Annotated in this window: 24 protein-coding genes; 13 read left to right on the top strand and 11 right to left on the bottom strand. The window is 74.3% G+C overall.

The window, feature by feature from the left end:
• Window positions 1–152 precede the first annotated feature (152 nt).
• Window positions 153–632: a hypothetical protein gene (locus ACFYX3_RS35350; RefSeq protein WP_389022615.1), complete on the top strand. Its 480-nt coding sequence runs from the start codon at window positions 153–155 to the stop codon at window positions 630–632.
• A 121-nt stretch (window positions 633–753) separates the two neighbouring features.
• Window positions 754–1,788 carry an NUDIX domain-containing protein gene (locus tag ACFYX3_RS35345; RefSeq protein WP_389022612.1) on the top strand — a complete coding sequence of 345 codons (1,035 nt, stop codon included), beginning with the start codon at window positions 754–756 and terminating at the stop codon, window positions 1,786–1,788.
• A 56-nt stretch (window positions 1,789–1,844) separates the two neighbouring features.
• On the opposite strand, the gene ACFYX3_RS35340 is transcribed toward ACFYX3_RS35345, so the two are convergent.
• Window positions 1,845–2,546 (bottom strand): MBL fold metallo-hydrolase, encoded by a 702-nt coding sequence (locus tag ACFYX3_RS35340; RefSeq protein WP_389022609.1) that lies wholly within the window; start codon window positions 2,544–2,546, stop codon window positions 1,845–1,847.
• Window positions 2,547–2,630: 84 nt separating this feature from the next.
• Window positions 2,631–3,995: a dipeptidase gene (locus ACFYX3_RS35335; RefSeq protein WP_389022606.1), complete on the bottom strand. Its 1,365-nt coding sequence runs from the start codon at window positions 3,993–3,995 to the stop codon at window positions 2,631–2,633.
• Between the two features lie 160 nt (window positions 3,996–4,155).
• On the opposite strand from ACFYX3_RS35335, the gene ACFYX3_RS35330 reads away from it, so the two are divergent.
• Window positions 4,156–5,592 (top strand): geranylgeranyl reductase family protein, encoded by a 1,437-nt coding sequence (locus ACFYX3_RS35330; protein ID WP_389022603.1) that lies wholly within the window; start codon window positions 4,156–4,158, stop codon window positions 5,590–5,592.
• A gap of 34 nt (window positions 5,593–5,626) precedes the next feature.
• Here the strand turns inward: ACFYX3_RS35330 and ACFYX3_RS35325 are convergent, their stop codons facing one another.
• Window positions 5,627–6,106, bottom strand: coding sequence for a nitroreductase family deazaflavin-dependent oxidoreductase (locus tag ACFYX3_RS35325; RefSeq protein WP_389022600.1), 480 nt, complete (start codon window positions 6,104–6,106; stop codon window positions 5,627–5,629).
• Window positions 6,107–6,244: 138 nt separating this feature from the next.
• Here ACFYX3_RS35325 and ACFYX3_RS35320 point away from each other — a divergent pair, with 138 nt between their 5' ends.
• The 4 genes from ACFYX3_RS35320 to ACFYX3_RS35305 all read left to right on the top strand — a co-directional run bounded on the left by ACFYX3_RS35320 (window position 6,245) and on the right by ACFYX3_RS35305 (window position 9,484).
• A complete protein-coding gene (locus ACFYX3_RS35320; protein ID WP_389022597.1) occupies window positions 6,245–6,940 on the top strand; it encodes a TetR/AcrR family transcriptional regulator in 696 nt (231 codons plus the stop codon).
• 110 nt (window positions 6,941–7,050) lie between these two features.
• Window positions 7,051–8,322, top strand: coding sequence for a sensor histidine kinase (locus ACFYX3_RS35315; RefSeq protein WP_389022593.1), 1,272 nt, complete (start codon window positions 7,051–7,053; stop codon window positions 8,320–8,322).
• Window positions 8,323–8,345: 23 nt separating this feature from the next.
• On the top strand, window positions 8,346–9,011 hold the full coding sequence (locus ACFYX3_RS35310; protein WP_389022624.1) for a response regulator: 666 nt from the start codon (window positions 8,346–8,348) through the stop codon (window positions 9,009–9,011).
• Between the two features lie 56 nt (window positions 9,012–9,067).
• Window positions 9,068–9,484, top strand: coding sequence for a hypothetical protein (locus ACFYX3_RS35305; RefSeq protein WP_389022590.1), 417 nt, complete (start codon window positions 9,068–9,070; stop codon window positions 9,482–9,484).
• A gap of 9 nt (window positions 9,485–9,493) precedes the next feature.
• Here ACFYX3_RS35305 and ACFYX3_RS35300 read toward each other — a convergent pair whose 3' ends face one another.
• Window positions 9,494–10,249 (bottom strand): maleylpyruvate isomerase family mycothiol-dependent enzyme, encoded by a 756-nt coding sequence (locus tag ACFYX3_RS35300; protein ID WP_389022621.1) that lies wholly within the window; start codon window positions 10,247–10,249, stop codon window positions 9,494–9,496.
• A gap of 48 nt (window positions 10,250–10,297) precedes the next feature.
• Window positions 10,298–11,530 (bottom strand): MFS transporter, encoded by a 1,233-nt coding sequence (locus ACFYX3_RS35295; RefSeq protein ID WP_389022587.1) that lies wholly within the window; start codon window positions 11,528–11,530, stop codon window positions 10,298–10,300.
• A gap of 82 nt (window positions 11,531–11,612) precedes the next feature.
• Here ACFYX3_RS35295 and ACFYX3_RS35290 point away from each other — a divergent pair, with 82 nt between their 5' ends.
• On the top strand, window positions 11,613–12,839 hold the full coding sequence (locus tag ACFYX3_RS35290; RefSeq protein WP_116162440.1) for an ROK family protein: 1,227 nt from the start codon (window positions 11,613–11,615) through the stop codon (window positions 12,837–12,839).
• A gap of 5 nt (window positions 12,840–12,844) precedes the next feature.
• Here the strand turns inward: ACFYX3_RS35290 and ACFYX3_RS35285 are convergent, their stop codons facing one another.
• Window positions 12,845–13,318 (bottom strand): SRPBCC family protein, encoded by a 474-nt coding sequence (locus tag ACFYX3_RS35285; RefSeq protein WP_389022584.1) that lies wholly within the window; start codon window positions 13,316–13,318, stop codon window positions 12,845–12,847.
• A gap of 70 nt (window positions 13,319–13,388) precedes the next feature.
• Between ACFYX3_RS35285 and ACFYX3_RS35280 the strand changes: the two genes are divergently transcribed.
• Entirely contained in the window at window positions 13,389–14,177 is a 789-nt protein-coding gene (locus ACFYX3_RS35280) for a methyltransferase (protein ID WP_389022581.1), read from the top strand.
• Between the two features lie 19 nt (window positions 14,178–14,196).
• Here ACFYX3_RS35280 and ACFYX3_RS35275 read toward each other — a convergent pair whose 3' ends face one another.
• Together ACFYX3_RS35275 and ACFYX3_RS35270 are read right to left on the bottom strand one after the other, a co-directional pair.
• On the bottom strand, window positions 14,197–14,781 hold the full coding sequence (locus tag ACFYX3_RS35275; RefSeq protein WP_389022578.1) for a DUF4865 family protein: 585 nt from the start codon (window positions 14,779–14,781) through the stop codon (window positions 14,197–14,199).
• Window positions 14,782–14,821: 40 nt separating this feature from the next.
• Window positions 14,822–15,397 (bottom strand): TetR/AcrR family transcriptional regulator, encoded by a 576-nt coding sequence (locus ACFYX3_RS35270; RefSeq protein WP_359513811.1) that lies wholly within the window; start codon window positions 15,395–15,397, stop codon window positions 14,822–14,824.
• 147 nt (window positions 15,398–15,544) lie between these two features.
• Between ACFYX3_RS35270 and ACFYX3_RS35265 the strand changes: the two genes are divergently transcribed.
• The 3 genes from ACFYX3_RS35265 to ACFYX3_RS35255 are packed head-to-tail and all read left to right on the top strand — an operon-like array spanning window position 15,545 to window position 19,130.
• Window positions 15,545–15,826, top strand: a complete 282-nt coding sequence (locus tag ACFYX3_RS35265) for an SHOCT domain-containing protein (protein ID WP_389022574.1) — start codon at window positions 15,545–15,547, stop codon at window positions 15,824–15,826.
• Window positions 15,823–16,581, top strand: a complete 759-nt coding sequence (locus tag ACFYX3_RS35260; RefSeq protein ID WP_389022570.1) for an ABC transporter ATP-binding protein — start codon at window positions 15,823–15,825, stop codon at window positions 16,579–16,581. Before ACFYX3_RS35265 ends, ACFYX3_RS35260 begins: the two co-directional genes overlap by 4 nt.
• Window positions 16,578–19,130 carry an ABC transporter permease gene (locus tag ACFYX3_RS35255; protein WP_389022567.1) on the top strand — a complete coding sequence of 851 codons (2,553 nt, stop codon included), beginning with the start codon at window positions 16,578–16,580 and terminating at the stop codon, window positions 19,128–19,130. Before ACFYX3_RS35260 ends, ACFYX3_RS35255 begins: the two co-directional genes overlap by 4 nt.
• A 22-nt stretch (window positions 19,131–19,152) precedes the next feature.
• On the opposite strand, the gene ACFYX3_RS35250 is transcribed toward ACFYX3_RS35255, so the two are convergent.
• Window positions 19,153–19,746: an ATP-binding protein gene (locus tag ACFYX3_RS35250; protein WP_389022563.1), complete on the bottom strand. Its 594-nt coding sequence runs from the start codon at window positions 19,744–19,746 to the stop codon at window positions 19,153–19,155.
• A 193-nt stretch (window positions 19,747–19,939) separates the two neighbouring features.
• On the bottom strand, window positions 19,940–20,257 hold the full coding sequence (locus ACFYX3_RS35245) for a hypothetical protein (protein WP_389022560.1): 318 nt from the start codon (window positions 20,255–20,257) through the stop codon (window positions 19,940–19,942).
• 187 nt (window positions 20,258–20,444) lie between these two features.
• On the opposite strand from ACFYX3_RS35245, the gene ACFYX3_RS35240 reads away from it, so the two are divergent.
• Window positions 20,445–21,575 (top strand): PLP-dependent cysteine synthase family protein, encoded by a 1,131-nt coding sequence (locus ACFYX3_RS35240; RefSeq protein WP_382657938.1) that lies wholly within the window; start codon window positions 20,445–20,447, stop codon window positions 21,573–21,575.
• On the opposite strand, the gene ACFYX3_RS35235 is transcribed toward ACFYX3_RS35240, so the two are convergent.
• A complete protein-coding gene (locus ACFYX3_RS35235; RefSeq protein WP_389022555.1) occupies window positions 21,535–22,035 on the bottom strand; it encodes an SRPBCC family protein in 501 nt (166 codons plus the stop codon). The two genes, ACFYX3_RS35240 and ACFYX3_RS35235, sit on opposite strands and share 41 nt — an antisense overlap.
• Window positions 22,036–22,097 lie beyond the last annotated feature (62 nt).

Raw genomic sequence — 22,097 nt, 5'->3', positions numbered from 1 at the left:
TAATTTTGTGGGGGCTCCCTTTTTTGCCGGGGGGGGAGCCCGCGGGGGCCCCGGCGGCGCCGGGGGGGGGCCCCCGGGGGGGGGGGGGGGGCCCCCCCCCGGGCCCCCGGGGGCCCCCCCCCCGCCACCCGAAACGACTGGAAGTGGACGGCGTGAAGCTCGACATATTTCGCATCGGTACAATCCTTGCGACTGTCACTTTGACGGCAGTCGCCTCGACCGCTTGCAAGGCAAGCGGACCCGCCCCTGTCTTTCCGAAGGCGGTGCAGCATTCCGAATTGGTCGGCCGATGGGACGGTGGGCGGGAATGCGGCTCGCCGGTCGTCCGGCTGCGTGACGACTACACCTTCTCCGCCAAGGATTTCCCGGTCGCGTGGAACGGCCCCGGGCCGGACTCGAAGGTGACACGCCGATCGGCCGACGGGAAGTGGCATGCGGTCAACGACGATCCTGGCCTGCCGCCCTATCTGATCCTTCGTTTCGAGAATCAGAAGGACCATGAGTTCCTGCCGTTCACCCTGGAGCAGGGAAAGCTGCAGGCGAACGGGAGTGTCACGGCGGACGGGGGGGATTCCTACGAATACCCGTGCCCCTTCAGGCGCACTTCCGCCGACCCCGGCTTCGGCCGATAGCGGGTCCGTCCGAGGACCTGACGGATGTCCGCACCGCGCTGCCCGAGCCGTCTGCCTGTTCGTGGTTTCCGTGGCAGGGTGTTGCGGGCAAGCCACTGGGGGCTATCGATGAGGGGGAAACGTGATCGTCTGGATCAACGGTACGTTCGGTGCGGGAAAGTCCAGCACCGCGCGCGAGCTGGTCGATCTGATCCCGAACAGCACCCTGTACGACCCCGAGGTCACCGGCGGGGGACTGCGCCGGCTGCTCCCGGCCAAGCGGCTCGCCGAGGTCGAGGACTACCAGGACCTGCCGATCTGGCGCCGTCTGGTCGTCGACACCGCCGCCGCCCTGCTCGCCGAGGTCGGCGGCGTCCTCGTCGTCCCGATGACCCTGCTGCGGCAGGAGTACCGGGACGAGATCTTCGGCGGGCTCGCCGCCCGTCGCGTCGACGTGCGCCATGTGCTGCTCGCCCCGGAGGAAACGATCCTGCGCGAGCGGATCGACGGGCGGTCGGAGTACGGCGACCCCGAGGTCGACGCCCGTGTGCGGGAGTGGTGTCACCGGCACCTGCCCCCGTACCGCGCCGCCCTCGACTGGCTCGCCGCCGACGCCTACACCGTCGACAACTCGGCGCTCACCGCGGCCGAGACCGCCCGGGCCGTCGCCGACGCGGTCCTGGCCGGCCGGGCCGCGCCCTGCGGGATCGTCCAGACGCCCGAGCCGACCGGCGAGACCCTCGCCGCGGGCGTCCTGCTCTTCGACGAGCAGGACCGCTTCCTGCTCGTCGATCCCACCTACAAGCCCGGCTGGGAGTTCCCCGGCGGCGTCGTCGAGCCCGGCGAACCGCCGGCCCGGGCCGGCATGCGCGAGGTGGCCGAGGAGATAGGCCTCGAACTCGACGCCGTGCCCCGGCTGCTGCTCGTCGACTGGGAGCGCCCCAAGCCCCCCGGCTACGGCGGGCTGCGCCTCCTCTTCGACGGCGGAACGCTCCGTACCGCCGACGTCGAGCGCCTCCACCTCCCCGGCGCCGAACTGCGTGGCTGGCGGTTCGTCACCGAGGAGGAGGCCGCCGAGCTGCTGCCGCCCGTCCGCTTCCGCCGCCTCCACTGGGCCCTGCGCGCCCGCGAACGCGGCACGGTCCTCAACCTGGAGGCGGGCGACCCGGTGGGCTGAGCCCCAGGGCGCCCGGGTGGGCCGAGCCCCGGGGCGACCCGGTGGGCCGAAGGCCTTTACGCCGCAGCCGCCGCCGCAGCCGCCGTCAGGCGGTTCGCCGTGTCCGTCGTCACCGGTGCCCCGTGCCCGCAGCACAGCACCGACGGCGCGAGCTTCGCGAGCGTCCGCATCGAGTCCAGGGCGAGGGCGCGGTCGACGTGCAGGACGCCGAACATGACGTCCGGCACCGAGGCCACCGTGTCCCCGGCGAACAGCACGCCGTGGCGCGGGAGATGGACGGCGATCGAGCCGGGGGTGTGGCCCGGGGCGTGGACCACCACGGCCCCGTCGCCGAAGCCCAGCTCCTCGCCGTCCTCGACCTCCCGGTCGACCCGCGTCGGCGGCGCCTCCGGCGAGGTCAGGCCGTGCTCGAAGATCGGGACCTCCCAGTCCAGGAGGTCCGGCTCCGGGACCGGGGCCTCGCCCCGGATCACCGGAGCGTCGAGCCGGTGCGCGAGGATCTCGGCCCCGTGCCGGTCCGCGAGCTCCTGGGCCGCGCCCACGTGGTCCCGGTGGCAGTGGGTCAGCACGATCCGGCGCAGCCGGTCCGGGTCCAGGCCGACCGACCGCATCGCCGCGCCGATGCCGTCCGCCGTGCCGGCCCAGCCGGCGTCGATCAGGGTCAGCTCCTCCTCGTCCCGCCACAGGTAGGCCTGGCCGATGGAGAAGTCGAGGAGGTGCAGTCGAGGGGTGATCGGGGTCGGTTCGATGGATGCCATACGGCGAACCTACGCATCCGCGCAGGTCCGCCGTGTGCTTCTACGCTCTCGGCGAGCTTCGCCGAACGCTGAACCGACGTGGCGTCAGGCCTGCTTCGAGCGGGCGTAGTTGACGAGGAAGTGCGCCTCGGCCACCGACAGGCGCTCCAGCTCCTCCGGCGAGACGGACTCGTTCGGCGCGTGGATCTGCGCCTCCGGTTCGCTCAGACCGATGAGGAGGATCTCCGACTCCGGGTAGAGCGAGGCCAGCGTGTTGCACAGCGGGATGGAGCCGCCCATGCCCGCCGTCTGCATCTCCTCGCCGGGGTACGCGATCCGCATCGCCTCGGCCATCGACGCGTACGCCGGGCTGGAGGTGTCCGCCTGGAACGGCTGGCCCTGGCCGACCTGCTCCAGGGACACCCGGGCGTCCCACGGCGTGTGCTTCTCGATGTGCGCGAACAGGAGCTTCGTCACCTCGGCCGAGTCCTCGCCCGGAGGCACCCGCAGGCTGATCTGCGCGCGCGCCGACTTCGGGACGGACGGGGTCGCGCCGGCCACCGGGTGGGCGTCGATGCCGATGACCGTGACCGCCGGGCGCGCCCAGATCCGGTCGGCGACCGTGCCGGCACCCGGCAGGGACACGCCGGTCAGCACCTTGGCGTCCTGGCGGAAGTCCTCCTCCGGGTACTGGAGGCCCTCCCACACCTGGTCGCTCGCGAGGCCGTCGATGACGGTGGAGCCGTCCGGGCCCCGCAGCGAGTCCAGGACGCGGATCAGCGCGGCCAGCGCGTCGGGCGCGGCGCCACCGAACTGACCGGAGTGCAGGTTGCCCTCCAGGGTGTCGATCGTGACCCGGATCATCGTCATGCCGCGCAGGGTCGCGGTCACGGTCGGCAGGCCCACGCGGAAGTTGCCCGCGTCGCCGATGACGATGGCGTCGGCCGTGAGGAGCTCGGGGTGCTGCTCCGCGTACCGCTCCAGACCGCCGGTGCCCTGCTCCTCCGAGCCCTCGACGATGACCTTGACCGTCACCGGCACGCCGCCGTTCGCCTTGAGGGCGCGCAGCGCGAGCAGGTGCATGATGAAGCCGCCCTTGCAGTCGGCGGTGCCGCGTCCGTACCAGCGGCCGTCCCGCTCGGTCAGCTCGAACGGCGGGGAGAGCCAGACCGACTCGTCCAGCTTCGGCTGCACGTCGTAGTGGGCGTACAGGAGGACGGTCGGCGCGCCGGCCGGGCCGGGCAGGATGCCGTACACGGCCTGCGAGCCGTCTGGGGTGTCGAGCAGCGCCACGTCCTGGAAGTCCTCGGCGCGCAGGGCGTCCGCGACCCAGTTCGCCGCGGCCTCGCACTCGCTGCGGGGCGCCACGGCCTCGTCCGCCACCGACTCGAAGGCCACGAGCTCCGTGAGCTCGGCCTTGGCCCGGGGCATCAGTGACCGGACGGTCTCGGCGATCGGATTCGAGGTCATGGGCACGCTCCTGATGGGTGCGACGTTACGACGTGAGGACGGCGTTCGTCGTATGTCGTGGTACGGCGAACGCACCGTCGATCCTACGGGCGGGGCCCTGGCTACCGCGCCGTAGGATGCGTCAGGCAGACCACCGGTCGGATCAGGAGCAGAAGCACACGTGAGCAGCGAGCACGCAGAGAACGCCGGTCCGGAGCACACCGAGCCCGCAGGCGCGGCTGCCGGGGCCGCCGGGAGCGCGGACGCGGAGCCGGCGCGGCTCCCGGACGACCTGGCGCCGGACGGGGAACCGGCCGGCTCGTCGGAGGAGTCGCCGGCCGGGGAGCCGGCGGAGGTCTGGGACGTCGTGGTCGTCGGCGCCGGCCCGGCGGGCGCGTCCGCGGCGTACGCGGCGGCGGTCGCCGGCCGCCGGGTGCTGCTCCTGGAGAAGTCCGAGCTGCCCCGGTACAAGACCTGCGGCGGCGGCATCATCGGCCCCTCGCGCGACTCGCTCCCGCCGGGCTTCGAACTGCCCCTCCAGGACCGGGTCCACGCCGTCACCTTCTCCCTGGACGGACGCTTCGCCCGCACCCGCCGCTCGCGCCGGATGCTCTTCGGGCTCATCAACCGTCCCGAGTTCGACGCGCAGCTGGTCGAGCACGCGCAGAAGGCGGGCGCCGAACTGCGGACCGGGGTCACGGTGTCCCGCGTCGAGCAGCACGGCCCGGCGGTGCCGGACCGGCGGACCGTCGCCGTCGTCCTCGCCGACGGCGAGACCGTCCTGGCGCGCGCGGTCGTCGGTGCCGACGGCAGTGCCAGCCGGATAGGCGCTCATGTGGGGGTGAAGCTCGGCCAGGTCGACCTGGGCCTCGAGGCGGAGATCCCCGTGCCGCCGTCCGTGGCGGAGGACTGGAAGGGGCGGGTCCTCATCGACTGGGGCCCGATGCCCGGCAGTTACGGCTGGGTGTTCCCCAAGGGCGACACGCTGACCGTCGGCGTCATCTCGGCGCGCGGCGAGGGCGCCGCCACCAAGCGCTACATGGAGGACTTCGTGGCCCGGCTCGGCCTCGCCGGCTTCGAGCCCACGATCTCCTCCGGTCATCTGACGCGCTGCCGCACCGACGACTCGCCGCTCTCCCGCGGCCGGGTCCTGGTCTGCGGTGACGCGGCGGGCCTCCTGGAGCCGTGGACCCGCGAGGGCATCTCGTACGCGCTGCGCTCGGGTCGTCTCGCGGGCGAGTGGGCGGTGCGGGTCGCGGAGTCGAACGACGCGGTCGACGCGCGGCGCCAGGCCCTGAACTACGCCTTCGCCATCAAGGCGGGGCTCGGGGTCGAGATGGCGGTCGGGCGCCGGATGCTCGCCGTCTTCGAGCGGCGGCCCGGGCTGCTGCACGCGGCGATCACGGGAATCCGGCCGGCCTGGAACGCCTTCGCCGACATCACCCGCGGCGCCGCCACGCTCGGTGGCATGGTCCGCTCGAACGGCATGGCCCGGCGGGCCCTGGAGCTCCTCGACAAGCGCATGGACACCTCGGCCGGTGTCGGCCCGGCGGGGCGGGGTGTCAGCCCGCGCGAGCGCGCGGCGTCCGAGCCGGAGAGCGCCCCGGAAGAGGGCTGACCGTTCGTCACGGGCCCCGTCGTCCCGGTCGGCATCACGCCGCCGGGGTGGCGGGGCCCGTCGTCGTGATGCGGAAGACGGGGTGCTTCGGGGCGATGGCCCGCAGCTCCTCGTCGGAGGAGTCGGGGCCGACGCCGCCGAAGAAGACGCCGACCTCGGCCTTCCAGCGCTTGAGGTAGGCGCGGAGCAGGGCGGGCTTGTCGTCGTCGGCGACCTCGACGGCGGTGAACTCCTGCACGTGCTTGCCCAGATGCAGCTGACCGCCGCCGGCCGCCCGCATGTTGTGGGTCCACTGGACGTGGCCGCGGGGGGCGACGAGGTACCGGGCGCCGTCCACCGTCAGGAGGTTGACGGGGGTGCGGCGCCATTCGCCGCTCTTGCGGCCGCGGACGGCCAGCACACGGGAGCCCCAGACGCTGATGCCGCGGCGGGTCATCCAGGCGACGGCGCGGTTGAAGACGTTCACCGTGAACCAGCCGGGCTTCATGACGTGGGCGGTGGGCTGAGCGGACATGAGGGCCTCCTGCAGACCTGTGGACCGAAATCGTGAGCACTGCTCTCGCTTGAGATCAGTGTGCACGGTTCTCCGCTCGCAAGCAAGAGCAGTGCTCTCATTTCGTTCCGGTGCTCCGAAAGTGGCACACTGCTCTCCATGACGACCGTTCGAGGAGCCCGCGCCCGCGCCCGCATCGAGATCACCGCAGCCATCAAGGACGAGGCCCGCACCCAGCTCGCCGCCGAAGGCGCCGCAAAGCTGTCCCTGCGCGCCGTCGCCCGCGAGCTGGGCATGGTGTCCTCCGCGCTCTACCGCTACTTCCCCAGCCGCGACGACCTCCTCACCGCCCTCATCGTCGACGCCTACGACGCGGTCGGCGCCGCCGCCGAACGGGCGGCCGCCGAGGCCGAGGCCGAGCGCCCCCTCGACCGCTGGACCGCCGTCTGCCGGGCGGTCCGCGCCTGGGCCCTCGCCCACCCCCACGAGTACGCCCTCATCTACGGCTCGCCGGTGCCCGGCTACACCGCCCCCCAGGACACGATCGCCCCCGCCGCCCGCGTCGGCCTGGTCCTCATCGACATCGTCCGCGGGGCCCACGCGGGCGAGGGCGTCGCCCTCCCGCCGCTGCCGGACGCCCTGAGCCCCGAGGCCGAGCGGATCAGCGCCGACCTGGTCCCGGACCTCCCCCCGGCCCTCGCCGTCGCGCTCGTCGCCGCCTGGGCACAGCTCTTCGGCCTCGTCTCGTTCGAGCTCTTCGGCCAGTTCCAGCGCGTCGTCGAGGACCGCGACACCTTCTTCGCGGCGGCGGCCCGCCGCCTGGGCCAGGACGTGGGCCTGCTTCCGCGCGGCTGACCCGCCGTCGGGGCCGCGCTCCTACTCCGGCGGGAGTACGCGCGACCACCCCGCCGGGCTGACGTGCGCGCGGGGCGGTCGCGGCTAGCGTGACCGGTATGGAAGCCGGCATGGACGAGGAGCGACCGGGCGGGCCCCGGCGCGGGCCCCGGCGGGGGCGAGGTCGCGAGCCGGGCCGCACGCCGCGAGGCGTGCCCGGTCGCGAGCCCGGCCGTGGGCTCCGCGAGCCGGGGTGGCGGGGCGGCGGGGGTCTGGCCTGGCGGTCGACGGTGCTGATCGCCGTGCTCGTCATGGCCGGCACCGGGTTCGCCGCACGCAACCAGCCCGACCGGGAGGCGCTCGACGTCCTCGGGCGGGCCCTGCTCCTGCTCGGGGCCGTCCCGCTGCTCTTCCGTCACCGCCGGCCCGTGCCGGTGGTGTTCGCCGTCGCGGCCGTCACCCTCGGCTACCTCGCCGCCGGCTACCCGTACGGCCCGGTCTTCGTCATGGTGGCCGTCGCCTGCTTCGCGGCCGTCGTCCACGGCCACCGGACCGCCGCCTGGTGGGCCATCGGCCTGCTCTGGGCGGGCCATCTGCTGCTCTCGCACTGGCTCTACCGCTATCTGCCCCCGGCCGGCGACGGGCCCGCGCCCTGGGGGCAGGAGCTTCCCGCCGCCGCGTTCGCCGTGGCCGTGCTCGCCGCGTCCGAGGTCGTACGGGTACGGCGCGAGCAGCACGCCCAGCTGCGGGCCGAACGGGCCGCCGCCGAGCGGCGCCGCGCCGACGAGGAACGGCTCCGCATCGCCCGCGAACTCCACGACGTGCTCGCCCACTCGATCTCCGTGATCAACGTGCAGGCCGGCGTCGGACTCGCCCTCCTGGACTCCGACCCCGAACAGGCCAGGACCGCGCTGACCACCATCAAGGCGGCCAGCAAGGAGGCGCTCGGCGAGGTACGGCAGGTCCTCGACACCCTCCGTACCCCCGGCGACGTCCCCCGCGCCCCGGCCCCCGGCCTCGACCGGCTCCCCGAACTCGTCGAGCAGGCCGCCGCCACGGGCCTCACGGTCACCGTCTCGACCGGCGGCGCCCCGTCGGCCCTGCCGCCCGGCGCCGACCTCGCCGCCTTCCGGATCGTCCAGGAGGCGCTCACCAACGTGGTGCGCCACTCCGGTTCGCGTACCGCCCGGGTGCGGATCGCGCACGGCTCCCGGAGCCTGGAGCTGACCGTCGACGACGACGGCCCCGCCACCGGCACGGAGGCCGGCGGCAGCGGCAACGGACTCGCCGGAATGCGGGAGCGGGCCGCCGCCCTCGGTGGCACCATCGAGGCGGGCACCCGCCCGGACGGCGGCTTCCGCGTCCACGCCGTCCTCCCCGTACGCCCGCGGGAGACGCCGTGAGCGAGACCTCAGGAGAGCCGTCCGTGATCCGTGTCCTGCTCGCCGACGACCAGTCGCTGGTACGGGCGGGGTTCCGCGCGCTGCTCGACGCCCAGCCCGACATCGAGGTGGCCGGCGAGGCCGCCGACGGCGACGAGGCCGTGGACCGGGTGCGCGCCCTGCGCCCGGACGTCGTGCTCATGGACATCCGGATGCCCCGGCTCGACGGCCTGGAGGCGACCCGGCGCATCACCGAGGACCCGGACCTCGGCGGGGTCCGGGTCGTCATGCTGACCACCTTCGAGCTCGACGAGTACGTCTTCGAGGCGATCCGCGCGGGCGCCTCCGGCTTCCTCGTGAAGGACACCGAGCCGGAGGAGCTCCTGCGGGCCGTGCGGGCCGTCGTCCACGGGGACGCGCTGCTCTCGCCGGGCGTCACCCGCCGGCTCATCGAGGAGTTCGCGGCCCGGTCCAAGGCCCCGGCGGCGACGGCCGCGCTCGGCGTCCTGACCGGGCGGGAGCGGGAGGTGATGGCCCTGGTGGGGATCGGCCTGTCGAACGAGGAGATCGCCCGCCGTCTGGTCGTGAGCCCGCTCACCGCCAAGACCCATGTGAGTCGCGCGATGGTGAAGCTGGGCGCCCGGGACCGCGCCCAACTCGTCGTCCTCGCGTACGAGTCGGGCCTGGTCAGGCCTGGTTGGCTGGGCTGAGGGGGCAAGCGGCGGCGTTTGCCGTCCATTGTCACGAAATCGTATATTCCGATCTCGTGACTTCCTCTTCCACTGACAACGCCTTCCGGGAACTGATGGCCGAGGCCATGGCGGCCACCGGCGGCTTCGGGCACCGCGAGCACGTCCATCTGACCTGGCTGGCGGTACGGCGGGTCGGGATGCCCGGTGCCGTCGCCCTCGTCGGCGAGGGCATCGAGCGCACCGCCCGCGCCGCGGGAGCACCGGGGAAGTTCCACGTCACGATGACCAGGGCGTGGGTGGAGCTGGTGGCCGGGTGCGAGGCGGAGTGCGGGCTGCCGGACTTCGAGGCGTTCGCGGCGCGCCACGCCGATCTGCTCGACAAGCACCTGCTCGGTCGGTTCTACCGCCCCGCCACGCTGGCGTCCGCCGAGGCCCGCGCCCGTTGGGTCGAGCCGGACCTCGCTCCGCTCGCCCTCCCGTTCCCGTCCTGATCCCGGCGTTCAGCCCCAGGTGATCGCCGAGGTCTCCCGCCACAGCCGGGCGAGTTCCTCGTCGCCGGTCAGGGTCACGGCATCGGTGGGCAGCCGGTTCCACAGGGTGAGGTAGAGACGGTCGGCGGGGCCGCTCAGTTCGGTGTCGGCCGGCCCGTCCGTGACGTGGAAGGACCGCTCCGTCCGGGGCGGATCCGTCGGCGACAGATGGACGGTCCACACGTTGTCGGTGTCCGTCGTCCGCACCCGCAGGGTCCGGGGTCCGGTCGTGCGCACCCGGCTGCGATCGCGGGCGTGGAAGGCGCAGAACAGTTCGTCGATGCCGTCGGCGCCGACCGCCGGATCCACCGGCCCCGGGCCGCTCGCGAGCGCCGACTCGGCGTCCGCGCGGTGGACGGTCGTCTCGTGCGCCTGGCGGCGGGCCCAGAAGGCGAGCGGTGACGGTGCCGGGAGGAAGGTCCAGCACTCCAGGTCCTCCGGTGCCGCGCGCAGGGCGGCGACGAGCCGTGCGTGCCCCTCGCGGAAGTACGCCAGCAACTCCTCGCCGTCGAGCGTCGTCTCGCCCTCGCCGGGGTGGAACGCGGTGCGCCCCTCGGCCACGAGCGTCGTGGCCCAGCGGTGCACCATCGCCGTGTGCCGAAGGAGGTCCCTGACCCGCCACCCGGGGCAGGTCGGCACCTCCGCGTCGGGCCCGGCCTCGGCGGCCGCGTCCGCGAGGCCGTGACCGGCCGCCTCGAGCGCCTGGATGTGCTCCGTGATCGTCAGGGTGTCCATGTCGCGGATTCTGGCACCCCTGACGGTCCGTGCGCCCGCTCAACCGTCCCGGGAGGCTCCCGCGTTGCGTGCCCCGTAGCCCATGGCCGCCGCGCCTGCCGCGAGGACCGCGACGGTCGTCAGGGCCACCGGCAGGGAGAACCAGTCGGCGAGGAAGCCGATCGAGGGCGGGCCGAGCAGCATGCCCCCGTAGCCGAGGGTGGACGCCGTCGCCACCCCGCCGGGCCCGGCGACCGCGCCCGCGCGGGCCACGGCGACGGGGAAGATGTTGGCGAGGCCGAGGCCGGTGATCGCGAAGCCGAGGAGCGTGGCCCAGACGCTCGGCGCGAGCGCGCCGAGCAGCATGCCGGCGGCGGCGGTCGCCCCGCCCGCGACCAGGGTGCGGGTCTGGCCGAGGCGTTCGAGCAGGGCGGTCCCGGAGAGCCGGCCGGCGGTCATGGTCAGCGCGAAGACGGAGTACCCGGCGGCTGCCACCCCCGGGTGCGCGTGCAGGTCCTGCGCGAGGTGGAGGGCGCCCCAGTCGGCCAGCGCCCCTTCGCCGTACGCGGTGCAGAGCGCGATCACCCCGAAGACGAGGACCGTACGGCGCGACCCGGCGGCCCGCGCGCCGGAGGCTCCGGAGGCGGACGGCGCCGGGAGGGACTCGGGGATCACGGGGGAGGGGTGACGGAGCAGTACGGGACCGGCGACGGCCGTCAGGGCCAGGCCGACGACCGTGAGGCCGAGGAGGTGGGCGGTGGGGGACAGGCTCCCGGCGAGCAGCCCGCCGAGACCCGCGCCGAGCATGCCGCCGAGGCTGAACGCGGCGTGGAAGCTCGGCATCACGGGCCGCCGGAGCGCGGCCACGAGGTCCACGGCGGCACTGTTCATGGCCACGTTGATCCCGCCGTACGCGGCGCCGAAGACGAGCAGCACGAGGCCGAGCGCGAGCGGGGACCGGGTGAGCGCGGGGAGGGCGACCGAGAGGGAGAGCAGGACGGCGGTGGCGACGGTGACGGCGTGGGAGCCGTACCGCCGGCAGAGCCGGCCGGTCAGCGTCATCGTGATCACGGCGCCCGCCGAGACGCCCAGGAGGGCGAGGCCGAGGTCGCCGGCCGAGGCGCCGGTCTGCTGCTTGACGGCGGGGATCCGGACCACCCAGCCGGCGAACAGGAAGCCGTCGAGGGCGAAGAAGAGGGTCAGGGCGGAGCGGAGGCGGGACAGGGAGCGGGCGGCGGTGTCTCCGCCGGAGCCCCCCGATATGGCCGTCCGTACTTTGTTTAGTAGCGGCACAAACTCAGGATAGGGGCGGAGAGGCGGCGGAATCAACCGGGCGGGGACGGCGGCCCGGCCCGATCATGGGAGACTCACCCCCATGAACGGCAAGGCGACGACGACCCGGACACGGCTGGACAGGGGGCGTAACGCGCTCGGCCCCGCGCTGGAACTGGTGCACACCGGCAGGGCGCCGACCCGGGCCGTCCTCACCGCCGAGCTCGGCGTCACCCGCGCCACCGCCGGCGCCGTCGCCGCCGAGCTGGAGGCCCTCGGCCTCATCCGCGTCGACTCCAACCCCGGTGCCGCCGCCGGGTCCCAGGGACGGCCCTCGCACCGCCTCGCCGTCGACGAGAAGGGCCCCGTCGCCCTCGCCGCCCAGGTCCACGCCGACGGCTTCCGCGCCGCCCTCGTCGGCCTCGGCGGCACCATCGTGGCCACCGCCCCCGGCTGCGTCACCGTCTCCGCCGACCCCGCGCAGGTCCTCGGCGCCGTCGTCGACGCGGGGGCCGCGCTGCTCCGGGAGAGCGGCCGCCGCTGCGTCGGCGCCGGACTCGCCGCACCCTCCGCCGTCGCCGAACCCGAGGGCACGGCGCTCAATCCGCTCCACCTCGCCTGGCCCGCCGGGGCACCCGTCCGGGAGATCTTCGCCGAGCGGGTGCGGGCCGCCGGGATCGAAGGCCCCGCCTTCACCGGCAACGACGTCAACCTCGCCGCGCTCGCCGAGCACCGCCACGGTGCTGGCCGCGGCGCCCGGGACCTGCTCTGCGTCGCCACCGGCCACCGGGGCGTCGGCGGCGCGCTCGTCCTCGACGGGCGCCTGCACACGGGGAGTTCGGGCCTCGCCCTGGAGGTCGGCCATCTGACGGTCAACCCCGAGGGCCGTCCCTGCCACTGCGGCAGCCGCGGCTGCCTCGACGTCGAGACCGACCCGCTCGCCTTCCTCACCGCCGCCGGCCGGGTGCCCGGCCCCGAGGTCTCCCTGCTCCAGCAGTCCCGCGACCTGCTGCGCACGAGCCCCGACGACCCGGGCGTGCGGGTCGCGGTGGGGGAGCTGATCGACCGGCTCGGCCTGGGCCTCGCCGGCCTGGTGAACATCCTCAACCCCGACCGGATCATCCTCGGCGGGCTGCACCGCGAGCTCCTCGACGCCGACCCCGAGCGGCTCCGGGCGGTCGTCGCCGACCGCAGCCTCTGGGGCCGCAGCGGCGGTGTGCCGATCCTCCCCTGCACCCTGGACCACAACAGCCTCGTCGGTGCGGCCGAGCTCGCCTGGCAGCCGGTCCTCGACGACCCGCTCGCCGCGCTGGGCCGCGAACCGGCCTGACGGGGTCAGTCCCGGGGGTCGGGGCGCCCCTCCGCCAGGGCGGCCAGCCGGTCGAGGGCCATGCGGGTGCCGGTCTCGTTCTCGGCGGGCGGAACGGCGTCCGGCACCCCCTCGTGGACGAGCTGGACCTCGGTCCCTCCGCCGATCGCCGTCAGCGTCGTCGTGAGGATCATGGTGCCGCGCAGCGAGGGCTCGGGCGTCTCGAACTCGATGCTCTCGACGACCCGTTCGTACGGCACCAGCTCCAGGAAGGTGCCGTGGTACGTGTCCGTACGAGCCCCCGACTTCCCGGCGCCCCCGGGCGACTCGTACCGCAGCGACACCCGGAACGCGCCCCCTTCGCGCGCCTCGAAGGCGTGCACCTCGCAGGTCATGCCGTACGGCACCCGCCACCGCGCGACGGCCTCCGGGTCGAGGAGCGACCGGTAGACGACCGCGGCGGGGGCGTCGATGTGGCGGGACACGCGCGTGGTGTACACGCCCCCAGGCTAGGGCCTGCCCCGGGAAACCGGTGGTCGGAGGCGCGGGGACGCCGTACTGTTCCCCCTCATGATCACTTCGGAGTCCGACGCCTCTTCCGCAGCCGACCTTCCCCCGCGCCTCGGCAGCCTCACCTTCCACGGCCCCCTCTCCGAGGCCCGTGCCACCCGCATGGTCGAGCGGCTCGCCGCCGCCGGCCCCGCCGACGTCCTCGACATCGGCTGCGGCTGGGGAGAGCTGCTCCTCCGCGTCCTGGAGGCGGCCCCCGGCGCCAAGGGCGCCGGGATCGACATCAACGCCGAGGACCTGGCCCGCGGCCGGGATCTCGCCGAGCGGCGCGGGCTCGCCGACCGCGTGGCCTTCGTCGAGGAGTCGGCGCTCGGCACCGACCGGGGCCCCGTCGACGCGATCCTCTGCCTCGGGTCCAGCCAGGCGCTCTGCGACCCCGAACTGCCGTACGACCCCGCCACCGTCCTGCGCGAGCTGCGCCGGCTCGTCCGGCCCGGCGGGCGGGTCGTACTCGGCGAGGGCTTCTGGGAGCGCACGCCCACCGAGGCGGAGCTCGCGGGGATGTGGCCCGGCGCGAGCACCGGAGACCACCTCTCCCTCGGCGCGCTCGTCGACCTCGCCATCGAGGCGGGGTTCCGGCCCGCGTGGATCGAGACGGCGAGCGCGGAGGAGTGGGAGGAGTTCGAGTCCGGCTACCGGTACGACACCGAGGTCTGGCTCGCCGCCCACCCCGACCACCCGCTCGCCGCCGAGACGCGCGAGCGCGTCGACCGGCAGCGTGCCGGCTGGCTCAACGGCTACCGGGGGATCCTCGGCATCGCCTACCTCACCCTCGTCGCCGTGGCCTGAGGTCCACCGGGGCCCCGTCTCACCACTGACGGCCGGCGCCGAGCGCCACGCGGCCCGGCGCCGACAGATGCAGCACCCGGAAGCGCTCGCCCTCGTCGGCGGGCGCTTCCGGGCCCGCCCACAGGGTGAGGCTCAGCAGCTCCCAGTGCCGCGGGTCCACCGCGAGGGCGGAGGCCACCACCCCGTCCCGCCGCGCCTCCCGCGCGTGCCGGGCCACCGCCTCCGCCACGGCCTCGCCCGGCGGGACACCCTCCCCGAGCGCGACCCTCCGGCGCGTCGCGGCACCCGGCGCCGACGCGGCCGCCGGCCCCTCCTCGTACGCCAGGCCCGTCCAGTGCTGCACCACCGGCCGTCCGAAGTCGTTCACGATGCCCTGGAAACCGGGGCCCCAGAGGAAGGAGTTCATGCCCTCGGGGGTGGCCCAGAGGTAGAACGGCGCGTACTGGTTCACGGGCGAGCCGTCCTCGCGCTCCCGGATCAGATACGCCTTGAGGCCGAGCCCGGGGAAGGCGTCGAGCAGATGCCCCTTGGTCGCCACCCGCTTGCGGATGATCTCCATGTCGTAGTCGGCGGGCAGGGTGATCTCGTACTGCATCGCGTGCACGGGAAGGCTCCGTTTCTCCGGTTCTCCGGGGCGGGTGAGGTCAGGGGGCGAGCAGCGCGAGCAGTCCGCGTACGGCGGTGTCGAAGGGCGCGCGGGAACCCGTCGCGCGGGCCAGCACGTACCCGCCCTGCACGGTCGCGAGGACCGTCGCCGCGATCTCCTCCGGATCGAGGCCGCCGCTCAGTTCGCCGCTGTCCAGGCCCTCCCGGACGACCTCGGCGAGCCGGCCCCGCACCCGGCCGAGCACCTCCTCGACCGGTGCGCGCAGCTCCGGGTCCGCGACGACCTCCGGGTCCATGGTCAGCCGGCCCACCGGGCAGCCGCGCAGGACGTCGCGCTCGCGCAGCAGGTACGCCTCGATGCGGGCGTACGCCGAACCCCCGCCGCCGAGGACCGCCTCGGCCGCCGCACCCAGCTCCTCCGCCGAGCGCCGGATGGCGGCGAGCGCCAGGTCCTGCTTGCCGGCGAAGTGGTGGTACATGCTGCCCTGGCCCGCGCCCGCCGCCTGCTGGACGGCCTTGGGGCTCGTGCCGACGTAGCCGCGCTCCCACAGCAGTTCGCGGGTCGCCTCGATCAGCCGCTCCGAGGTGCTCATGCTCATGACCGCACTGTACATACCAGTAGGTACAGATCGGAAGGAGCGCCGACCGCGGCGACGTACTCCCGGTGTCGTACGTCAGGAGCCGCTGCCCGTACGACGACCCGGACCCCCCTCCGGAGGGAGCCTCGAACCACGGACACGACACCGAGGAGCTGAACCCTCATGAACACACTCGCCTACGCGGGCCCCGGCCCGTGGGTCCTCTTCTTCCCCCTCGTCTGGGCCGCCGTCGTCATCGGGATCGTCACCGTCGCCCGCCGCGTCGGATGGCGCCGGGGCGGACCGTGGCGCGACGCCGGGCCCGACGAGCGCTCGCCCATCTCCCTGCTCGGCCACCGGTTCGCGGCCGGCGAGATCGACGAGGACGAGTACTGGAGGCGCCTGAGCGTCCTCGAGGAGCAGTTCGGCCGCCGCGCCACGGATCCGAAGGGGCGCCGGACATGACCACCCCCGCCGCCCGGGTCGTCGACGCCGTCAAGGTGTACGGCCGCGGCGACACCGAGGTCAGGGCCCTCGACGGGGTGAGCGTCGACTTCCCCGCCGGCCGCTTCACCGCCGTCATGGGCCCCTCGGGGTCCGGGAAGTCCACCCTGATGCACTGCGCCGCCGGGCTCGACACGCTCACCTCCGGCGCCGCGCTCGTCGGCGACACCGACCTGTCCACCCTCGACGACCGGCGCCTGACCCTGCTGCGCCGCGACCGGATCGGCTTCGTCTTCCAGGCCTTCAACCTGCTCCCGACCCTCACCGTCGCCGAGAACATCACCCTCCCGCTCGACCTCGCCGGGCGCCCCGTCGACCGCCGGCGGTTCGACCGGCTCGTCGACACCGTCGGCCTGCGCGACCGCCTCCACCACCGGCCGAGCGAGCTCTCCGGCGGACAGCAGCAACGCGTCGCCGTCGCCCGCGCGTTCGCCGACGACCCCGACGTCGTCTTCGCCGATGAACCCACCGGCAACCTCGACTCGCGGTCCGGCGAGGAGGTGCTCCGCCTGCTCGGCCGTACGGTCCGCGACACCGGCCGTACGGTCGTCATGGTCACCCACGACCCGGTCGCCGCCGCCCACGCCGACGAGGTGATCTTCCTCGCGGACGGGCGGCTCGTCGACCGCATGACCGGCCCCACGGCCGACCTCGTCCTCGACCGCATGAAGGCCTTCGACACGGGCGCCACGACGGTCCCCGGAGGTGCGCCATGAACACCCCCGCCACCCTCCGGCTCGCCAGGTCCTCGCTCCGCGCCCACCGGCGCCGCTTCCTCGGCACCTTCGCCGCCGTCCTCCTCGGCGTCGCCTTCCTCACCGGCACCCTCGTCATGGGCGACACCCTCCGCGCGAGCTTCGACTCGATGTTCACCAGCGCCACCCGCGGCACCGACGCCATCGTCCGCAGCGCCACCACCGTGACCGCCGCCGGCGAGGCGCAGGGCACCCGCGGACCCGTCGACGCCGCCCTCGCCGAGCGCCTCGCCCGGGTCCCCGGCGTCGCCGCCGCCGCACCCCGGATCGAGGGCGCGGGCCAGCTCCTCGCCGCCGACGGCACCCCCGTGGGCGGCAAGGGCCCGCCCACCCTCGCGGGCAACTGGATCGAGGACGCCGCCCTCAACCCGTACCGCCTCGCGGAGGGTCGCGAGCCCGGTGCTCCCGGCGAGGTCGTCGTCAACCGGGGCGCCGCGAAGACGGCCGGTCTCGGCATCGGCGACACGACGGTCCTGCGCACCCCCGACCCGGTGAAGGTCACCGTCGTCGGCCTGGCCACCTTCGGCGGCGCCGACGGCATGGGGCAGGTCACCTGGACCGGCCTCACCCGCGCCGACGCCGAGAAGTACCTGACGGCCCGCCCCGGAGAGGCGACGAGCATCGCCGTACGCGCCGCGCCGGGCGTCTCCCAGGAGGAGCTGGTCGCCGCGCTGGGGCCCGCGCTGCCCGACGGCGTCGAGGCGATCACCGGACAGCAGGCCGCCGAGGAGAACACCGAGATGGTCTCCGGCCGCTTCCTGGACCTCTTCACCACCTTCCTGCTCGTGTTCAGCGGGGTCGCGGTCCTCGTCTCCGTCTTCACCATCCACAACACCTTCGCCGTCCTCGTCGCCCAGCGGACCCGCGAGAACGCCCTCCTGCGAGCCATCGGCGCCGCCCGCCGCCAGATCGTCACCGGCACCCTCGCCGAGGCGCTCACCGTCGGACTGCTCGCCTCGCTCGCCGGGCTCCTCGCCGGGATCGGCGTGGCCGCCGGACTCCAGGCGCTGTTCCCCGCGATCGGCTTCCCGTTCCCCGAGGGCGACCTCGTCGTGACCGGCACCTCCCTCCTCCTGCCGCTCGGCGTCGGACTCGCGGTCTGCGCCGGTTCCGCGCTCCTGCCGGCCGTACGGGCCGGGCGGACGGCCCCGCTCGCCGCGCTCCGCGAGACGGACGTGGACGGCTCGGGCACCTCGCGCCGCCGCGCGCTGACCGGCGGCGCCCTGCTCGCCGCCGCCGTCGGCACGGTCCTCGCCGGCGTCCTCGGCAGCAGCCCTTCGCTGTGGCTCGCCGCCACCGGGGCCGTGCTCGCCGTCGCCGCGTTCGTGGTCCTCGGCCCGGTCGCCGCCTCCCTCGCCGTACGGGTGCTCGGCCGCCCGCTGCGCGGCGTCAACCGCGGCCTCGCCCGCCGCAACGCCCTGCGCAGCCCGGGCCGTACGGCCGCGACGGCCACCGCCCTGATGATCGGGGTCGCCGTCGTCACCCTCTTCACGGTCTTCGGCGCCTCCCTCAAGGCGACCATGGACCGCACCGTCGACCGCTCCTTCGCCGGGGACGTGGCCGTCGGCGCGCCCTCGTTCGGCGCGGGCGGCAGCGGGCTCAGCCCCCGTCTCGCCCCGGCCGTCGCCGCGCTGCCCGAGGTCGACACCGCCGTGGGCCTGGGGCGCGGCGTCGCCGAGGTGGACGGCCGGGGCCGCGCGCTCACGGTCACCGACCCGGCCGCGCTCGCCCGCGTCCTGGACCTGGGAGAGGTACGGGGTTCCCTCACCGCACTCGGTACGGACGGGCTCGCCGTCGCCGCCGACGAGGCCGCCGCCTCCGGTCTCGCACCCGGCCGGACCGCCGAGCTGACGTTCACCGACGGCAGCCGGCACACCTTCACGGTCCGCGCGGTGTACGAACGCTCCGACCTCGCCGGCGACTACCTCGTCACCCGGGCGGCCTGGGCGCCGCACCGCACCCAGGACGCCGACCGGCTGGTCGCCGTCTCCTTCGCGGACGGCGTCCGCGCCGAGGACGGCAAGGCCGCCGTGACCGCGGTCGCCGACCGGTACGGCCATCCGGAGGTGCAGACCCGCGCCGAGTACGCGGAGGCCTCGGCGGGCGGCATCGACATGATGCTCACCCTCGTCTACGCGCTCCTCGCGCTCGCGGTCCTGATCGCGCTGCTCGGCATCGCGAACACGCTGACCCTCGCCGTCCACGAACGGACCCGCGAACTGGGCCTGTTGCGGGCCGTCGGGCAGACCCGCTCCCAACTGCGGGCCATGGTCCGCTGGGAGTCCGTCCTGGTCGCCGCCTTCGGGACGGTCGGCGGGCTCGCCCTCGGCGGCTTCCTCGGCTGGGTCCTCGTCCGCGCCTCGGGCGACAGCGCGTTCGTGTTCGCCGTGCCCGCCGTGCGGCTCGCGGCCGTCGCCCTGGTCGGGCTCGTGGCGGGTGCCCTGGCGGCCTGGCGCCCGGCCCGCCGTGCGGCGCGGCTCGAGATCCTCCGGGCGATCGCCACGGAGTGACGGGCACCCCCGAGTGGCCTCGTCAGCCCGTCCGGCCCGCCAGGACCGGGCGGGCCACCGACGGTGCCGACAGCGGCTCGGCCGGCGAGCTGAGCGGCACGCCTGGGAACCGGCTGTAGCCGATGCCCGCGAACGGGCCCTCGGGCGCGGGGCCGAACCCGGCGCGTGCGCACTCCTCGACGGGGTCGCCGACGGGCGGCGCCGTGAGGGTGAACCACACGACCTTGCCGGATGCGCCGCACGGCCGGATGCCCCAGCTCTCGCTGACCGCCCCGACGATGCCGAGTCCCCGGCCGCAGGTGGCGAGCGCGTCGAGGTCGTCCACCGGGCCGAAGGCGTCGGCGGGGCAGACCTCGGGGATACGGGGATCGTGGTCCCGGACGGAGACGGTGAGACGGTCGAGCAGCAGCTCGATCTCCACCGTGCAGCCCTTGTCCGGCTGGGCGTGTCGGTGCACGTTCGTCAGAAGTTCGGTCACGCCCAGGACGGCCTGGTCGATCAAGGCGTCCAGCTGCCAATGTCGGAGATGGGCGGAGATGATGCGGCGGACCTGTCCGATCCGCGACGGCAGGGCCTGAAGCTCCACCGCGTAGTACCTGCTCGGCTCGCTGATCACGGCTGCGACTCCCCGAAGTGGTCCGGAAGAAGACGAAGATACGGATCTGTCTCTGCGGTGCAGAAGGGGGCGGTGACCTGATCGCAGCGTCACCACCGCTGAACCCTCAGTGAGGTGGATTCCAGCCTGGACCAGCCGTGACCGCACCGCAACTCGCCGCGAGCCGCCGCAGCTCAGGACGCCGTCAGGGGTGTCAGGACCGTCCCGCCGCCCTCTTCAGCGCCGCGAGGAAACGGCCCGACGCCCGGGACCCGTCGTCACGGCCGCGGTCGTGGTCCTGGAGCGTCAGCCGGTACCGCGTGCCGTTCACGGTCGCCACCGTCTCGTCCGCCTTCGCGAACCACGGCCGCCCCGCCCGTACCGCCGAGACCGGCGCGCTGTCGATCTCGCTGCCGTAGCTCGTCAGGAGCGCGAGGCGGCCGTCCTCGATCCGCACCTCTCCCGCGCGCGTCAGCGAGCGCGGCCAGCGCGCGATCCGTACGCCCCTGGCGCTGAACTCGGGCTCCGCCATGCCGATCCGCCCCTTTCACCCGGTTGCCGTACCCAGTGTGCCGGGCCGTCGGCGCCCGCACCAGTAGCCCTTCCACGGCCCGTCCACAAGCAAGGCCTATGGAACGTCAAAGGGAACGTTTGCCCAGGTGAGAGCGGTATTGTCGGCAGTGGGAGACCCCCGAGGCAACACGCGAGAAGAGGCACGGATGAGCACCACCCACGAGAGTGCGGTTGCCGCGACGGCCACCGTCGACATCGACCGCAGCGACCCCGCGTACCGCTCCTGGCTCAAGGAGGCCGTGCGCAAGGTCCAGGCCGACGCCAACCGCTCCGCCGACACCCATCTCCTGCGCTTCCCCCTGCCCGAGAAGTGGGGCATCGACCTCTACCTCAAGGACGAGTCGACCCACCCCACCGGCAGCCTCAAGCACCGCCTCGCCCGCTCCCTCTTCCTCTACGGCCTCTGCAACGGCTGGGTCCGCCCCGGAAAGCCCGTCATCGAGGCGTCCAGCGGCTCGACCGCGGTCTCCGAGGCGTACTTCGCGAAGCTGATCGGCGTCCCCTTCATCGCCGTCATGCCCCGCACGACCAGCCCCGAGAAGTGCCGGCTCATCGAGTTCCACGGCGGGCAGTGCCACTTCGTCGACGACTCGCGCACGATGTACGAGGAGGCCGCCGCCCTCGCCGAGCGCACCGGCGGCCACTACATGGACCAGTTCACCTACGCCGAGCGGGCCACCGACTGGCGGGGCAACAACAACATCGCCGAGTCGATGTACGAGCAGCTGAAGCTGGAGCGGTACCCGGAGCCCGCCTGGATCGTCGCCACCGCCGGCACCGGCGGCACCTCGGCGACCATCGCCCGCTACGTGCACTACATGCAGCACGACACCCGGATCTGTGTCGCCGACCCCGAGAACTCCTGTTTCTTCGACGGCTGGACGCACCACGACCCGAACGCCACCGCCGACTGCGGCTCGCGCATCGAGGGCATCGGCCGCCCCCGCATGGAGCCCAGCTTCGTGCCCGGGGCCGTCGACCGCATGATGAAGGTCCCCGACGCGGCGAGCGTCGCCGCCGTCCGCGCCCTGGAGACCGCGATCGGCCGCAAGGCGGGCGGCTCCACCGGCACCGGCCTGTGGAGCGCCTTCAAGATCATCGCGGAGATGGTCGCCCACGAGCGCACCGGCAGCGTCGTCACCCTCATCTGCGACCCGGGCGAGCGGTACCTCGACAAGTACTACTCCGACGACTGGCTGGCCGTCCAGGGCCTCGACATCGCCCCGTACTCCGCCGCTATCGAGCGGTTCCTGGCGACGGGGGCCTGGCCGGAGTGAGCCGCCGGTCGAGGCGGCGCGCCGCGTCCCGGAAGGAGAGCCCCACGCCGGGTGCGGCGAGCCGCAGCGCCAGCCGGAAGGGGGCGGCGCCGTCGGCGGCCATCGTCCACCGCAGGCGGGTGCCCGTCCCGGTGGGGGAGAGGGTCCACTCCTCCGCCATCGCCGTCACCCCGGGGGCGTTCGTCGCGTCCACCCGGTAGGCGTAGCGGAGGTCCGGCTCGGAGGCCAGGATCGTCTCGTCGAAGGCGATCCCGCCGCGGAGCCGGACGGTCCGGCCGGCGCCGTCGGCCGTCGGGACGGCGGAGGTGACGGCCGTGAACCACGAGGGCAGGCTCCCCACCTCCACGGCCACGGAACGGTAGACGGCTGGCGGGGGCGCGGCGAGGGTGGCGGTGAAGACGAGGCGGACGGGCGCGGACGCGGTGAAGTCGAGCTCCACCGGCGTGAGTCGGCGCGGCATGGGCCCTCCCTGGGGGACGCGAGCGGATGCAGCACCTTAGCTGACGATGTGTCAACAGCACA

The sequence above is a fragment of the Streptomyces sp. NPDC002463 genome, assembly GCF_042889835.1.
Classification (GTDB): domain Bacteria; phylum Actinomycetota; class Actinomycetes; order Streptomycetales; family Streptomycetaceae; genus Streptomyces; species Streptomyces nymphaeiformis.
This window is presented reverse-complemented; position numbering and strand designations above follow the sequence as displayed.

Coding starts and splice junctions, on each gene's coding strand:
- ACFYX3_RS35340 (WP_389022609.1), bottom strand. CDS start 2,546: ATGGCATCCATCGAACCGACCCCGATCACCCCTCGACTGCACCTCCTC.
- ACFYX3_RS35335 (WP_389022606.1), bottom strand. CDS start 3,995: ATGACCTCGAATCCGATCGCCGAGACCGTCCGGTCACTGATGCCCCGG.
- ACFYX3_RS35325 (WP_389022600.1), bottom strand. CDS start 6,106: ATGTCCGCTCAGCCCACCGCCCACGTCATGAAGCCCGGCTGGTTCACG.
- ACFYX3_RS35320 (WP_389022597.1), top strand. CDS start 6,245: ATGACGACCGTTCGAGGAGCCCGCGCCCGCGCCCGCATCGAGATCACC.
- ACFYX3_RS35315 (WP_389022593.1), top strand. CDS start 7,051: ATGGACGAGGAGCGACCGGGCGGGCCCCGGCGCGGGCCCCGGCGGGGG.
- ACFYX3_RS35290 (WP_116162440.1), top strand. CDS start 11,613: ATGAACGGCAAGGCGACGACGACCCGGACACGGCTGGACAGGGGGCGT.
- ACFYX3_RS35280 (WP_389022581.1), top strand. CDS start 13,389: ATGATCACTTCGGAGTCCGACGCCTCTTCCGCAGCCGACCTTCCCCCG.
- ACFYX3_RS35270 (WP_359513811.1), bottom strand. CDS start 15,397: ATGTACAGTGCGGTCATGAGCATGAGCACCTCGGAGCGGCTGATCGAG.
- ACFYX3_RS35265 (WP_389022574.1), top strand. CDS start 15,545: ATGAACACACTCGCCTACGCGGGCCCCGGCCCGTGGGTCCTCTTCTTC.
- ACFYX3_RS35260 (WP_389022570.1), top strand. CDS start 15,823: ATGACCACCCCCGCCGCCCGGGTCGTCGACGCCGTCAAGGTGTACGGC.
- ACFYX3_RS35255 (WP_389022567.1), top strand. CDS start 16,578: ATGAACACCCCCGCCACCCTCCGGCTCGCCAGGTCCTCGCTCCGCGCC.
- ACFYX3_RS35245 (WP_389022560.1), bottom strand. CDS start 20,257: ATGGCGGAGCCCGAGTTCAGCGCCAGGGGCGTACGGATCGCGCGCTGG.
- ACFYX3_RS35240 (WP_382657938.1), top strand. CDS start 20,445: ATGAGCACCACCCACGAGAGTGCGGTTGCCGCGACGGCCACCGTCGAC.
- ACFYX3_RS35235 (WP_389022555.1), bottom strand. CDS start 22,035: ATGCCGCGCCGACTCACGCCGGTGGAGCTCGACTTCACCGCGTCCGCG.